The sequence below is a fragment of the Streptomyces canus genome (assembly GCF_030816965.1).
Classification (GTDB): domain Bacteria; phylum Actinomycetota; class Actinomycetes; order Streptomycetales; family Streptomycetaceae; genus Streptomyces; species Streptomyces canus_E.
Genome location: NZ_JAUSYQ010000002.1, coordinates 8,430,826 through 8,444,395, shown reverse-complemented (window position 1 = coordinate 8,444,395; position 13,570 = coordinate 8,430,826). Strand labels below are relative to the sequence as shown.

Sequence of the window (13,570 nt, the reverse complement as noted above, 5' to 3'; positions counted from 1 at the left end):
ACGCCGAGTACGGCGACGTCATCCGTCCGCACCGACGACACAGAACTCGTTCCCCTCGACATCGACCAGCATCAGATGGTCCGTGTACCGGTCCCGGACCGTCGCACCGAGCCCGACGAGCCGCCCGGCCTCCGCTTCCATGTCCGTGGCGGAAAGGTCCAGGTGGACCCGGTTCTTGCAGCTCTTGCCCTCCGGCACCAGCTGGAACCACAGCCGGGGCCCGCCCCCCGAGGACTCGACGAGCACGGTCGGGTCGTCCTCGACGTCCGTGATCCCGAGGGCCCTCAGCCGGGCCAACTCCTCGTCGTCGTACGGCGCGACGTCATAGCCGTCCATCGCGGCCGCCCAGAACCGCGCCATGGCGGCGGGGTGGGCGCAGTCGAAGACGATGTCTCGCAGTCGGGCCATTCGGTCCACTCCTACAGAAGTTCCGCCCGGAACGCCGCCGGCGTCATGTCGGTGTGCTGATGGAAGAACTTGGAGAAGTTCGCGGCGTCGGGAAACCCCACCGCCGCCCCCACCCGCCCGATCGGCATGTCCGTGTGGGCGAGCAGCCGCTTCGCCTCCAGCACGACCCGCTTGTCGATGAACCCCTTGGGGGTCTCCCCCGTGGCGGCGCGCACCGCACGCACCAGGGTCCGGCGGGAGTAGCCCAGCGCGTCGGCGTACGCGCTGACACTGTGGTTCGTGGCGAAGCCCTTCTCCACCGCGTCCCGGAACAGGGTGAACGTCGACTCGGCCCGCCGCCCCGCCTCGGCCGAACTCGCCGCGAGGTGGGCCAGGCGCAGCAGGAACGCCGTCAACGAGTGCCGCAGGACCGAGGTGTGCAGGCTCAGCGGGAGGGTCGACGTGTCCTCGTACTCCCGTTGCAGCTGGTCCAGTGAGGCCTCGAGGCCCGCCAACTGGGCGCCGGAGGGCCGCAGTAGCGGCGGCAGGTCGTAGCGGTAGAGCCCCGTCGCCTCCACCGTCGCCCGCGGCAGGAAGCCCGGTTGCATGGTCAGCACGGTTCCGCGGTACTCGCTCGTCGGCGAGAAGCGGTGGACCTGACCCGGCCGGATCCACAACAGGTCGCCCGCTGTCGCCTCGTACTCGGCGAAGTCGATCATGTGGCGCACGGGACCGCCGCCGAAGAGCATCACGACATGGAAGTCGATGCGGTGCACCCGCTCCAGCGGGGCATCCGCGTGCCAGGTGCGGCCGGTGCCCATCGCGCCGACCTGCATACCGACTCCGCCCACGCTCAGCTCTATGGGGAAGGGGAACGTTCTGATCCCGTCCACTCCGTCGTCACCACCCCCGCCACGGGTGGAGTCTTGGATTGTTCTGTCCGCCATGTCCTGCTCGCGCCGCCTGCCTGGAGCGTTCCGTGTCCCACTTTCACCACAGGCTGACACACGGCGACCTTCCCCCGTAAAAGTCAGACTTTTAAGGTTGAACGCGTCAGACCAGCTACTTCGCTCCGATCGAGGACTTCTTGAAGATGAGCACGCAGACACCGGACAGCTTCGAATGGACCGAACTCGACCGGCGTGCCGTCGACACCGCCCGTCTGCTGGCGGCGGATGCCGTGCAGCAGGTCGGGAACGGCCACCCGGGCACCGCGATGGCCCTGGCCCCCGCGGCCTACACGATCTTTCAGAAGGTGATGCGCCACGACCCGGCGGACCCCGAGTGGACCGGCCGTGACCGCTTCGTCCTCTCCCCCGGCCACACCTCGCTGACGCTCTACACCCAGCTCTACCTCTCCGGGTACGAGCTGGAGCTCGACGATCTGAAGGCCTTCCGGACGCACGGCTCCAAGACACCCGGTCACCCGGAGTACGGGCACACCGCCGGTGTCGAGACCACCACCGGTCCGCTCGGCCAGGGTGTCGCCAACGCCGTCGGCATGGCGATGGCCGCCCGCTACGAGCGCGGCCTCTTCGACCCCGAGGCCCCCGAGGGCGAATCCCCCTTCGACCACACCATCTGGGCGATCGTCTCCGACGGCGACCTGGAGGAGGGCATCTCCGCCGAGGCCTCCTCGCTCGCGGGCCACCAGAAGCTCGGCAACCTGGTCTTCGTCTATGACGACAACCACATCTCCATCGAGGGCGACACGGCGACCGCGTTCTCCGAGGACGTGCTGAAGCGGTACGAGGCCTACGGCTGGCACACCCAGCGCATCGAGCCCGGCGCCGACGGCGACATCGACGTACCCGCCCTGTACGCGGCACTGAAGTCCGCGCAGGCCGAGACCGAGCGGCCCTCGATCATCGCTATGCGCACGATCATCGCCTGGCCCGCCCCGAACGCCCAGAACACCGAGGCCGCCCACGGCTCCGCGCTCGGCGCCGACGAAGTCGCGGCCACCAAGCGGGTCCTCGGCTTCGACCCCTCGCGCACCTTCGAGGTCGCCGACGAGGTGCTGGCCCACTCCCGCAAGGCCCTCGACCGGGGCGCCGAGGCGCACGCCGCCTGGGACAAGCGGATCTCCGCCTGGCGCGGTGAGCAGCCCGAGCGGGCCCGGCTCTTCGACCGGATCGTCGCCGGTCAGCTCCCCGAGGGCTGGGAGTCCGCGATCCCGGTCTTCGAGGAGGGCAAGTCCGTCGCCACCCGTGCCGCCTCCGGCAAGGTGCTCCAGGCGCTCGGCGCGGTGCTCCCCGAGTTGTGGGGCGGTTCCGCCGACCTCGCCGGCTCGAACAACACGACCATCGACAAGTCGAGCTCCTTCCTGCCGAAGGGCAACCCGCTGCCGGAGGCCGACCCCTACGGCCGTACGGTCCACTTCGGCATCCGCGAGCACTCGATGGCCGCGGAGATGAACGGCATCGCGCTGCACGGCAACACGCGGATCTACGGCGGCACCTTCCTCGTGTTCTCCGACTACATGCGCAACGCCGTACGCCTGTCCGCGCTGATGCAGCTGCCTGTCACCTACGTGTGGACGCACGACTCCATCGGCCTCGGCGAGGACGGTCCCACGCACCAGCCGGTCGAGCACCTCGCGTCGCTGCGCGCCATCCCGGGCCTGAACATCGTCCGCCCGGCCGACGCCAACGAGACCGCGACCGCCTGGGCCGAGATCCTCCGCCGGCACGCCACCGACCCGGCCCCGCACGGCCTCGCGCTCAGCCGCCAGGGTGTGCCGACGTACGCGCCGAACCCGGACGCGGCCAAGGGCGGGTACGTCCTCCGGGACTCCTCCACGGAGACCCCGGACGTCGTCCTCATCGCCACCGGCTCCGAGGTCCAGCTCGCCGTCGCCGCGCGGGAGCAGCTGGAGACGGAGGGGGTCGGCACCCGGGTGGTGTCGATGCCGTCCGTGGAGTGGTTCGAGCAGCAGCCGCGGGAGTACCGGGAGAGCGTCCTACCGCCGTCCGTGCGAGCCCGTGTCGCGATCGAGGCCGGTATCGGCCTGACGTGGTACCGGTTCACAGGTGACGCAGGACGCATCGTCTCCCTCGAACACTTCGGCGCCTCCGCCGACGCGAAGACTCTCTTCGCCGAGTACGGCTTCACCGCCGAGAACGTCGCCGCCGCAGCCAGGGAATCGCTGGCCGCCGCGCGTGGTTGATCCGATCGCCAGAAAGAAGATGATCCAAGTGACCGAAGCAACCGCGACCGCGGGAGCACTCAAGCGCCTGTCCGACGAGGGCGTATCCGTCTGGCTGGACGACCTGTCGCGGGGACGGATCGAGTCCGGGAACCTCGCCGAACTGGTCGAGACGAAGCACGTGGTGGGTGTCACCACCAACCCGTCGATCTTCCAGGCCGCCATCGGCTCGGGTGAGGGCTACGAGGAGCAGCTGACCGACCTCGCCACCCGGGGCGTCACGGTCGACGAGGCCGTACGGATGATGACCACGGCCGATGTCCGGGCCGCCGCCGACGTACTGCGTCCGGTGTACGACGCCACCGGCGGCCGGGACGGCCGGGTCTCCATCGAGGTCGACCCCCGCCTCGCCCACGACACCCGGGCGACGATCGCCGAGGCCAAGCAGCTCGCCTGGCTCGTCGACCGCCCGAACGTCATGATCAAGATCCCGGCGACCAAGGCGGGCCTCCCGGCGATCACCGAGGTCATCGGCCTCGGAATCAGCGTCAACGTCACGCTGATCTTCTCCCTCGAGCGCTACCGCGAGGTCATGGACGCCTACCTGGCGGGTCTGGAGAAGGCCGCGAAGAAGGGCCTCGACCTCTCCACGATCCACTCCGTCGCCTCCTTCTTCGTCTCCCGCGTCGACTCCGAGATCGACAAGCGGCTCACCGTCCTCGGCACGGACCGGGCCCTCGCCCTCAAGGGCAGGGCGGCCCTCGCCAACGCGCGGCTGGCCTACGAGGCGTACGAGGACGTCTTCGCCGGGGAGCGCTGGAACTCCCTCGGCGGTGCCCGCGCCAACAAGCAGCGCCCGCTGTGGGCCTCGACCGGCGTGAAGGACCCGGCCTACAAGGACACCCTCTACGTCGACGACCTGGTCGCGCCCGGCACGGTCAACACCATGCCGGAGGCCACGCTGAACGCCACCGCCGACCACGGCGGGATCACCGGCGACACGGTGACCGGCGGCTATGCGCAGGCCCGCGCCGACCTGGCCGCCGTGGAGGCGCTGGGGATCTCGTACGACGAGGTCGTGCAGCAGCTGGAGGACGAGGGCGTCGCCAAGTTCGAGGTGGCCTGGCAGGACCTGCTGGACGCCGTCACGAAGTCGCTGAACAGTAAGGGAGTTGACGCGGAATGACCGTCACCGCCGACTGGGAGAACCCGCTGCGCGACGAGCGCGACCGGCGTCTCCCCCGGATCGCCGGACCGTCCGGACTCGTCATCTTCGGGGTCACCGGCGACCTGTCCCGCAAGAAGCTGATGCCGGCCGTCTACGACCTCGCCAACCGCGGCATGCTGCCGCCGGGCTTCTCGCTCGTCGGGTTCGCCCGCCGGGACTGGGAGGACGAGGACTTCGCACAGATCGTGCACGACTCCGTGCGCGACCACGCGCGGACCGAGTTCCGTGAGGAGGTCTGGCAGCAGCTCGCCGAGGGGATGCGGTTCATTCCGGGCGACTTCGACGACGACACGGCGTTCAAGCAGTTGCGCCAGACCGTCGAGGAGCTGGACAAGGCCCGCGGCACCAGCGGCAACTACGCCTTCTACCTCTCCGTGCCGCCGAAGTTCTTCCCGAAGGTCGTCCAGCAGCTCAAGAAGCACGGGCTGGCGAACGCGCCCGAGGGCTCCTGGCGGCGCGCGGTCATCGAGAAGCCGTTCGGCCGCGACCTCAAGAGCGCCCGCGAGCTCAACGCCCTCGTGCACGACGTGTTCGAGCCGGACCAGGTCTTCCGCATCGACCACTACCTCGGCAAGGAGACCGTCCAGAACATCCTGGCGCTGCGCTTCGCCAACCAGATGTACGAGCCCATCTGGAACCGGTCGTACGTGGACCACGTCCAGATCACGATGGCCGAGGACATCGGCATCGGCGGGCGCGCGGGGTACTACGACGGCATCGGCGCCGCCCGTGACGTCATCCAGAACCACCTGCTCCAGCTGATGGCGCTCACCGCCATGGAGGAGCCGGCCGCCTTCGACGCCGAGTCGCTGCTCACCGAGAAGCTGAAGGTCCTCAGGGCCGTGAAGCTGCCGGAGGACATCGGCGCGCACGCGGTCCGCGGGCAGTACGCGGGTGCCTGGCAGGGCGGCGAGAAGGTGCTCGGGTATCTGGAGGAGGAGGGCATCGACCCGGCCTCCACGACGGACACGTACGCGGCCATCAGGCTGAACGTCGACAACCGCCGCTGGGCGGGCGTCCCCTTCTACCTGCGCACCGGCAAGCGGCTCGGCCGCCGGGTCACCGAGATCGCGGTCGTCTTCCAGACGGCCCCGCACTCGCCCTTCGACTCCACGGCCACCGAGGAGCTCGGCTCCAACGCGATCGTCATCCGGGTGCAGCCGGACGAGGGCATGACGGTCCGGTTCGGGTCGAAGGTGCCGGGCACCTCGATGGAGATCCGGGACGTGACGATGGACTTCGCCTACGGCGAGTCGTTCACCGAGTCCAGCCCGGAGGCCTACGAGCGGCTCATCCTGGATGTCCTTCTCGGGGACGCCAACCTGTTCCCCCGCCACCAGGAAGTGGAAGAGTCCTGGAAGATCCTCGACCCGATCGAGGAGCACTGGGCGAACCACGGCCGTCCGGCGCAGTACGCGTCGGGTACCTGGGGACCCGAGGAAGCCGACGAGATGCTCGCACGAGACGGACGGAGCTGGCGCAGGCCATGAAGATCGACCTGACCGACACCACGGCAAGCAAGATCAACAAGGCGCTGGTGCAGGGTCGCCGCGCCATCGGCACACCGGCTGTGGGCATGGTCCTGACGATGGTGATCGTCACGGACGAGGAAAACGCCTACGACGCGATCAAGGCCGCCGAGGAGGCCTCGCACGAGCACCCCTCGCGCACCCTGGTCGTCATCAAGCGGCACGCCCGCACGCCGCGCGACCGCACCAACTCGCACCTCGACGCCGAGGTCCGGGTGGGCGCCGACGCCGGCACCGGCGAGACGGTCGTCCTGCGAACCTACGGCGAGGTCTCCGACCACGCCGACTCCGTCGTGCTGCCGCTGCTGCTGCCGGACGCCCCGGTCGTCGTGTGGTGGCCGGTGGACGCGCCGGAGAACCCGGCGAAGGACCCGCTGGGCGCGCTGGCCCAGCGCCGGATCACCGACCTGTACGCCGTCGAGAACCCCCTCGACGTCCTCGCGGCCCGGGTCCGCTCCTACGCGCCCGGCGACACCGACCTCGCCTGGACCCGGCTGACCCCCTGGCGGTCGATGCTCGCGGCGGCCCTGGACCAGGCCCGCACCGAGATCATCTCCGGGGCCGTGGAGGCCGAGGCCGACAACCCGGCCGCCGAGCTGCTCGCGCGCTGGCTGGAGGCGCGGCTGAAGGTGAGGATCGACCGCGTGGTCACCGCCGGTCCGGTCGTCACGGCCGTCCGCCTGGGCACCGCGAACGGCGAGGTCGTCATCGACCGCCCCGAGGGCCCGCTGGCCACGCTGTCCCTGCCGGGCCAGCCCTCCCGCACCCTCGCGCTCAAGGTCCGCACCACCTCCGAACTCATCGCCGAGGAGCTGCGGCGCCTCGACGCGGACGAGATGTACGCCGTCGCTCTCCGGGGCGAGGCCACCAAGGAGACCCCCTCTCATGTCTGACTCTCCCAAGCTGACGCGCCGCCCCGAGTGGACCGCGCTGGAGGACCACCGCGCCGAGGGTGTCACCCATCTGCGTGAGCTGTTCGCGACGGACCCCGGGCGCGCGGAGCGGTACGTCGTGCGCGTCGGCGATCTGCGCATCGACTACTCCAAGCACCTGATCACCGACGAGACCCTGGCCCTGCTCCAGGAACTGGCCACCGCCACCGACGTGTTCGGGCTGCGGGACGCCATGTTCCGCGGTGAGCGGATCAACCTCACCGAGGACCGGGCGGTGCTGCACACCGCGCTGCGCGCCCCCGCCAACGCCGTGGTCGAGGTGGACGGGGAGAACGTCGTGCCTCAGGTGCACGCCGTGCTCGACCGGATGAGCGACTTCGCGAACCGGGTCCGCTCCGGCGAGTGGACCGGCCACACCGGCAAGCGGATCAAGAACGTCGTCAACATCGGCATCGGCGGCTCGGACCTCGGTCCCGCGATGGCGTACGAGGCCCTGCGGGCCTACACGGCACGGGAGTTGACCTTCCGCTTCGTGTCCAACGTGGACGGCGCCGACCTGCACGAGGCGGTGCGGGACCTGGATCCGGCGGAGACCCTGTTCATCGTCGCGTCCAAGACCTTCACCACGATCGAGACGATCACCAACGCCACCTCGGCCCGCACCTGGCTGCTCGACGGCCCGGCCGGACTCCGCGACGACAAGGCCGTCGCCAAGCACTTCGTCGCCCTGTCGACGAACGCCGAGAAGGTCACGGACTTCGGCATCGACCCGGACAACATGTTCGAGTTCTGGGACTGGGTCGGCGGCCGCTACTCCTACGACTCGGCGATCGGCCTGTCCCTCATGATCGCCATCGGCCCGGACAGCTTCCGGGAGATGCTCGACGGCTTCCGGATCGTCGACGAGCACTTCCAGAACGCGCCCGCCGAGGCCAACGCGCCGCTGATCCTGGGCCTGTTGGGCATCTGGTACGGCAACTTCCACGACGCCCAGTCGCACGCGGTACTGCCGTACTCCCACTACCTGTCGAAGTTCACCGCCTATCTCCAGCAGCTGGACATGGAGTCCAACGGCAAGTCGGTGGACCGTGACGGCAACCCCGTGGAGTGGCAGACCGGGCCGGTGGTGTGGGGCACGCCCGGCACCAACGGGCAGCACGCCTACTACCAGTTGATCCACCAGGGCACCAAGCTCATCCCGGCCGACCTGATCGGCTTCGCCCGTCCGATCGGCGAGCTGAGCGACGAACTCAAGGCGCAGCACGACCTGTTGATGGCCAACTTGTTCGCACAGGGGCAGGCGCTCGCCTTCGGCAAGACCGCCGAGGAGGTCCGCGCGGAGGGTGTGGCCGAGGAGCAGGTGGCGCACCGCACCTTCCGGGGCAACCACCCCACGACCACCATCCTGGCCAAGGAGCTCACCCCCTCGGTCCTCGGCCAGCTGGTCGCCCTCTACGAGCACAAGGTGTTCGTCCAGGGCGCGATCTGGCACATCGACTCCTTCGACCAGTGGGGCGTCGAGCTCGGCAAGGTCCTCGCCCGGCGTGTCGAACCCGCCCTGACCGAGGGTGCCGCCGTCCCCGGCCTCGATTCCTCCACCACCGCCCTCGTGGCCGCCTACCGTGAACTGAAGGAAGTGCTCTGACATGACAGCGATGCAGCTCGGTCTCATCGGCCTCGGCAAGATGGGCGGCAACATGCGCGAGCGCATCCGCCGCGCCGGCCACACCGTCATCGGCTACGACCGCAACCCCGAAGTCTCCGACGTGGCGAGCCTGTCCGAGCTGGTCGACAAGCTCGAAGCGCCGCGCACGGTGTGGGTGATGGTTCCCGCCGGCGCCGCCACCCAGTCCGTCGTGGACGAGCTCGGCGAGCTCCTCTCCCCCGGTGACACCGTGGTCGACGGCGGCAACTCCCGCTGGAGCGACGACGAGAAGCACGCCGAGGAGCTGGGCGCCAAGGGCATCGGCTTCGTCGACGCCGGTGTCTCCGGCGGCGTGTGGGGCCTCCAGAACGGCTACGCCCTGATGGTCGGCGGTGACAAGGAGCACGTGGAGCGGCTGCAGCCGATCTTCGAGGCGCTCAAGCCCGAGGGGCCGTACGGCTATGTCCACGCGGGCAAGGTCGGCGCCGGGCACTTCTCCAAGATGGTCCACAACGGCATCGAGTACGCCATGATGCAGGCGTACGCCGAGGGCTGGGAGCTGCTGGAGAAGGTCGAGTCGGTGGACAGCGTCCGGGAGGTGTTCCGTTCCTGGCAGGACGGAACCGTCATCCGCTCCTGGCTGCTCGACCTCGCGGTCAACGCCCTCGACGAGGACGAGCACCTGGACAGGCTGAAGGGGTACGCGCAGGACTCGGGCGAGGGCCGCTGGACCGTGGAGGCGGCCGTGGACAACGCGGTGCCGCTGCCCACGATCACCGCCTCCCTCTTTGCACGGTTCGCGTCCCGCCAGGACGACTCCCCGCAGATGAAGATGGTCGCGGCGCTGCGCAACCAGTTCGGCGGCCACGCCGTCGAAGCGAAGAAGTAGGCGCGCCGTGGGGGATCTTCTCCTGGTCCGCCACGGCGAGACGGAGTGGAGCGTGTCGGGACAGCACACCAGCTGGACCGACCTGCCCCTCACCCGGCACGGCGAGGAACAGGCCAAGTCACTCGCTCCGCTCCTCTCGGGCCGGACCTTCTCGCTCGCGCTGACCAGTCCGCTGGACCGCGCGATACGCACGGCCGAACTGGCGGGCATCACCGGGGCCTTGACCGACCCCGACCTCCACGAGTGGGACTACGGCGCCTACGAGGGCGTCACCACCGTGGAGATCCACCGCACCCGCCCCGACTGGTACCTGTGGACCGACGGGGTCCCGCCCGGCCCGGAGGGGCACCCCGGCGAGTCCCCCGAGGACGTCGGCCGGCGGGCCGACCTGGTGCTGGCCCGGGTGGACGCCGCCCTCCCCGACGGCGACGTGGTCCTCGTGGCCCACGCCCACTTCCTGCGGGTCCTGACGGCGCGCAGGCTCGGGCTCGGCCCGGCGGAGGGCCGGCTGTTCCAGCTGGCGACCGGCACGGTGAGCCGGCTGTCGACGGAACACGACCGTCCGGTGATCGCGGAGTGGAACACCAGGGTTTAGTACGGCAGTTGTCGACGGCCCGGGAGCAGGACTCCCGGGCCGCCGTCGTCCGCAGGGCCTGTTGACACCGTGACGTGTGCGTTGGAGAGTCACGGCTGATGGAGATCGACAACCTGACCCCGGCCGAACTGCGGGTATGGCGTGCCTTCCCGAAGGGCCAGGCCGTGGACTTCCGTACGGCCGAGGACGAAGACGTGGCGGACGGCGCCGAGTGGGGTGCCGAACGCACGGTCCGGGCCACCGTGTTGCGGGCGCTGATGCTCAACGGGCCACAGGAGGACGGGGAGATACCCGCTCTCAAGCTCGCGGGCGCCCGGATCACCGGTGTGCTCGGGCTCCAGTACGGGACGGTCGACCACGCCGTACGCCTCAGCCACTGCCACTTCGACGACGTGCCGCTGCTGTACGGCTGCCGGCTGCGGCAGTTGAACCTCAGCAACTCCGTGCTGCCCGGACTGACGGCCGCCACGATGCACGTGGACGCCGTACTGCGGATGACGGACTGCAAGGTGAACGGCCCGGTGCGGCTCGGCGGGGCGCAGATCGCCGGAGCCCTGTTCATGGACCGCGCCGAGATCACCGCGGTCGACGCCGGCGAACCCGCGCTCCAGCTCAACCACATGACCATCGGCGACGACCTGTGGGCGCCGGGCCTGCGCGCCCACGGCGAGGTCCGCCTCAACGGCGCCACCGTCGCCGGTTCCGTCAACCTCATCGACGCCCGGCTCAGTCACCCCGGCGACATCGTCCTCGACGCGCAGACCCTCGTCGTGGAGGGTGACGTCCACCTGCGCCGGGTGCACACCTTCGGCTGGATCGGTTTGCGGGGCGCACGGATCGCGGGCCGGCTCGACTTCTCGTACGCGCACCTGTCGAACCCGGGCGACGCGGCGCTCAGGGCGAACAGTTCCACCATCGGGGAACTCTGGCTGCGCAAGGGGCCGCCCATGCAGGGCACCCTGAGCCTGCGCCGCGCCCAGATCGACGACCTGTTCCTGGAACCCGAGGTGGTGCCGGACGAGGTCCAGTTCAACAAGCTCGTCTACACCTCGCTCACCCCCCAGGAGCCCGCCGATCGCCGCCTGCCGATGCTGGAGCGGGACCGTGAGGGCTATGTCCCGCACGCCTACGAGCAGTTGACCGCGGCCTACCGCCGTATCGGCGACGACCGGGCCGCGCGACTGGTCCAGCTCGCCAAGCAGCGCCGCCACCGCGCCACCCTCGCCTGGTACGGGCGCCTGTGGGGGCACGTCCAGGACGCCACCGTCGGCTACGGCTTCCATCCTCTGCGGGCCTGCGTCTGGCTGGTCTCCCTGCTCGCCGTCGGCACGGTCGCCTACAGCCTCCACCACCCGCCACCGCTCAAGGCTGACGAGGCCCCGCACTTCAGCGCGCTGTTCTACACCCTCGACCTGCTGCTGCCGGTGATCTCCTTCGGCCAGGAGGGCGCCTTCGCCCCGCAGGGGTGGTACCAGTCGCTGTCGTACGCGCTGGTCATCGCGGGCTGGATCCTGGCGACGACGGTCTTCGCCGGTGTGACGCGGACCATCAACCGCCAGTGATCCCGGGTTACTTGGGGGCGCCGACCACGCCCGCCAGTTCCGCGATGTCCCCGAGCATCCGCGCCGCGTCCGGCTCCCGCCCGGTGAACAGCCGGAACGCGTCCACGGCCTGGAAGACGGCCATGCCGCCGCCGTCCAGAGTGGCGCAGCCGAGCGCACGGGCGGTCTGCAGCAGCTCCGTCTCCAGCGGGCGGTAGACCACCTCGGCGACCCACAGCTCGGGGCGGAGCAGGTCGGCCGGGAAGGGCAGACCGGGGTGGGCGGCCATGCCGGTGGGGGTGGCATGCACGATGCCGTCGGCGTCGGCGAGCAGCTGCGGCAGTCGGTCGGGGGCGGCCGCGGCCGCCCGGCCCTGGCCGAAGTGACGGGTCAGCGACGCCGCGAGCTCCACGGCCCGGTCGGCGAGCGCGTCGACGACGGTGACCCGCCCGGCGCCCAGGGTGAGCATGGCGTGTGCGACGGCCGCCCCCGCGCCGCCCGCCCCCAGCTGCACGACCCGTTCGAGCGGCACGTCGGGCAGCCCGCGCGCGAAGGACGCCGCGAAACCGGTGACGTCGGTGTTGTGGCCGGTCGCCCGGCCGTTCTCGAAGACCACGGTGTTGACCGCGCCGAGCGCCTCGGCCTGCGGGGCGAGCCCGTCCAGGTGCCCGATGACCAGCTGCTTGCACGGGTGGGTGATGTTCAGGCCGTCGAAGCCCAGGTCACGGGCGGCCCGCACCAGATCGCCGACCGCCTCGGGGCGCACCCCGAGCACATCGATGTCGATGAGCCGGTACAGATAGCGCAGGCCCTGCCGGTCCGCCTCCCGCTCGTGCAGCGCCGGGCTCAGCGAGGGGCCGATGCCGGCGCCGATCAGTCCGACGAGAAACGAGTCCTTGGCCACGCGGACCTCCTGAGGCGAGCCCTAATGTACGAACCAGTACGTTAGCTATATCAGCCGGGCTGCCGCCGGGGAAGACTCCGGCCGCGCCTTCTAGAATCTGCGGCACCGGCCGCACTCCCGAAGGAACCCGATGACCAGCGTCGACGAACCGGCACGACCGAACGGGCGGATCCGCGACGCCGTCCGCACCCAGGCCGAGATCCTCGACGTGGCGACCCAGGAGTTCGCGCGGGCCGGCTACGACGGCGCCCGCGTCGACGAGATCGCCGCCCGCACCCGCACCACCAAGCGGATGATCTACTACTACTTCGGCGGCAAGGAGCAGCTGTTCACGGCCGTCCTGGAGCGGGCGTACGGCGTGATCCGCGAGGCCGAGCAGGAGCTGGACGTCGAGCACCTGGACCCGGTCGCGGCGATCCGGCGCCTGGCCGAGGTGACCTTCGACCACCACGAGCAGCACCCGGACTTCATCCGTCTGGTCAGCATCGAGAACATCCACGGGGCCGAGCACATCGCCGCCTCCGCGAAGCTGGGGAAGATCGGCTCGCCCGCGCTCGACGTGATCCGCCGCATCCTGGCCTCGGGGCAGGAGTCGGGCCTGTTCACCGCCGACGTGGACGCGGTCGATCTGCACGCGATGATCAGTTCGTTCTGCTTCTTCCGGGTCGCCAACCGCCACACCTTCGGCGCGCTGTTCGGGCGTGATCTGGTCGCCGCCGAGCAACGGGAGCACTACCGGACCATGTTGGGGGACATGGTGATCGCCTACCTGACGGCGGACCGCGCGGCGGACTGATCCCGGCACGTCCGG

Annotated in this window: 12 protein-coding genes; 9 read left to right on the top strand and 3 right to left on the bottom strand. The window is 70.2% G+C overall.

Going from position 1 to position 13,570, the window contains the following annotated elements:
- Positions 1-18: 18 nt before the first annotated feature.
- Positions 19-408 carry a VOC family protein gene (locus QF027_RS39705; protein WP_306973997.1) on the bottom strand — a complete coding sequence of 130 codons (390 nt, stop codon included), beginning with the start codon at positions 406-408 and terminating at the stop codon, positions 19-21.
- Positions 409-419: 11 nt separating this feature from the next.
- Entirely contained in the window at positions 420-1,334 is a 915-nt protein-coding gene (locus QF027_RS39700; RefSeq protein WP_307080200.1) for a helix-turn-helix transcriptional regulator, read from the bottom strand.
- A 146-nt stretch (positions 1,335-1,480) separates the two neighbouring features.
- Between QF027_RS39700 and tkt the strand changes: the two genes are divergently transcribed.
- The 8 genes from tkt (at position 1,481) to QF027_RS39660 (ending at position 11,876) form a co-directional block, all read left to right on the top strand.
- Entirely contained in the window at positions 1,481-3,556 is a 2,076-nt protein-coding gene (tkt, locus tag QF027_RS39695) for a transketolase (protein WP_307080199.1), read from the top strand.
- A 19-nt stretch (positions 3,557-3,575) separates the two neighbouring features.
- Positions 3,576-4,721, top strand: a complete 1,146-nt coding sequence (gene tal, locus QF027_RS39690; RefSeq protein WP_307080197.1) for a transaldolase — start codon at positions 3,576-3,578, stop codon at positions 4,719-4,721.
- Positions 4,718-6,253, top strand: coding sequence for a glucose-6-phosphate dehydrogenase (gene zwf, locus QF027_RS39685; protein ID WP_306974005.1), 1,536 nt, complete (start codon positions 4,718-4,720; stop codon positions 6,251-6,253). The genes tal and zwf overlap by 4 nt, the downstream gene beginning before the upstream one ends.
- Complete coding sequence (gene opcA, locus QF027_RS39680) at positions 6,250-7,185, top strand: glucose-6-phosphate dehydrogenase assembly protein OpcA (RefSeq protein ID WP_306974008.1); 936 nt, start codon at positions 6,250-6,252, stop codon at positions 7,183-7,185. Before zwf ends, opcA begins: the two co-directional genes overlap by 4 nt.
- A complete protein-coding gene (gene pgi, locus QF027_RS39675; RefSeq protein ID WP_307080195.1) occupies positions 7,178-8,830 on the top strand; it encodes a glucose-6-phosphate isomerase in 1,653 nt (550 codons plus the stop codon). Before opcA ends, pgi begins: the two co-directional genes overlap by 8 nt.
- Before the next feature lie 10 nt (positions 8,831-8,840).
- A complete protein-coding gene (gene gnd, locus QF027_RS39670) occupies positions 8,841-9,719 on the top strand; it encodes a phosphogluconate dehydrogenase (NAD(+)-dependent, decarboxylating) (RefSeq protein WP_306986472.1) in 879 nt (292 codons plus the stop codon).
- Positions 9,720-9,726: 7 nt separating this feature from the next.
- The gene (locus tag QF027_RS39665; protein WP_307080193.1) at positions 9,727-10,314 is read left to right on the top strand and encodes a histidine phosphatase family protein; all 588 of its coding nucleotides are present in this window, start codon (positions 9,727-9,729) and stop codon (positions 10,312-10,314) included.
- Positions 10,315-10,412: 98 nt separating this feature from the next.
- Positions 10,413-11,876, top strand: coding sequence for a membrane-associated oxidoreductase (locus QF027_RS39660; RefSeq protein ID WP_306974015.1), 1,464 nt, complete (start codon positions 10,413-10,415; stop codon positions 11,874-11,876).
- 7 nt (positions 11,877-11,883) lie between these two features.
- Here the strand turns inward: QF027_RS39660 and QF027_RS39655 are convergent, their stop codons facing one another.
- Positions 11,884-12,759, bottom strand: a complete 876-nt coding sequence (locus QF027_RS39655; protein ID WP_307080191.1) for a shikimate dehydrogenase — start codon at positions 12,757-12,759, stop codon at positions 11,884-11,886.
- Between the two features lie 130 nt (positions 12,760-12,889).
- On the opposite strand from QF027_RS39655, the gene QF027_RS39650 reads away from it, so the two are divergent.
- On the top strand, positions 12,890-13,555 hold the full coding sequence (locus tag QF027_RS39650) for a TetR/AcrR family transcriptional regulator (protein ID WP_307080190.1): 666 nt from the start codon (positions 12,890-12,892) through the stop codon (positions 13,553-13,555).
- The last annotated feature ends 15 nt before the right edge of the window (positions 13,556-13,570 follow it).

Excerpts from the sequence above, each read along its gene's own strand:
- zwf (WP_306974005.1), top strand. The coding sequence starts at position 4,718 with ATGACCGTCACCGCCGACTGGGAGAACCCGCTGCGCGACGAGCGCGAC.
- QF027_RS39700 (WP_307080200.1), bottom strand. The coding sequence starts at position 1,334 with ATGGCGGACAGAACAATCCAAGACTCCACCCGTGGCGGGGGTGGTGAC.
- tkt (WP_307080199.1), top strand. The coding sequence starts at position 1,481 with ATGAGCACGCAGACACCGGACAGCTTCGAATGGACCGAACTCGACCGG.
- pgi (WP_307080195.1), top strand. The coding sequence starts at position 7,178 with ATGTCTGACTCTCCCAAGCTGACGCGCCGCCCCGAGTGGACCGCGCTG.
- gnd (WP_306986472.1), top strand. The coding sequence starts at position 8,841 with ATGCAGCTCGGTCTCATCGGCCTCGGCAAGATGGGCGGCAACATGCGC.
- QF027_RS39705 (WP_306973997.1), bottom strand. The coding sequence starts at position 408 with ATGGCCCGACTGCGAGACATCGTCTTCGACTGCGCCCACCCCGCCGCC.
- opcA (WP_306974008.1), top strand. The coding sequence starts at position 6,250 with ATGAAGATCGACCTGACCGACACCACGGCAAGCAAGATCAACAAGGCG.
- QF027_RS39660 (WP_306974015.1), top strand. The coding sequence starts at position 10,413 with ATGGAGATCGACAACCTGACCCCGGCCGAACTGCGGGTATGGCGTGCC.
- tal (WP_307080197.1), top strand. The coding sequence starts at position 3,576 with ATGATCCAAGTGACCGAAGCAACCGCGACCGCGGGAGCACTCAAGCGC.
- QF027_RS39650 (WP_307080190.1), top strand. The coding sequence starts at position 12,890 with ATGACCAGCGTCGACGAACCGGCACGACCGAACGGGCGGATCCGCGAC.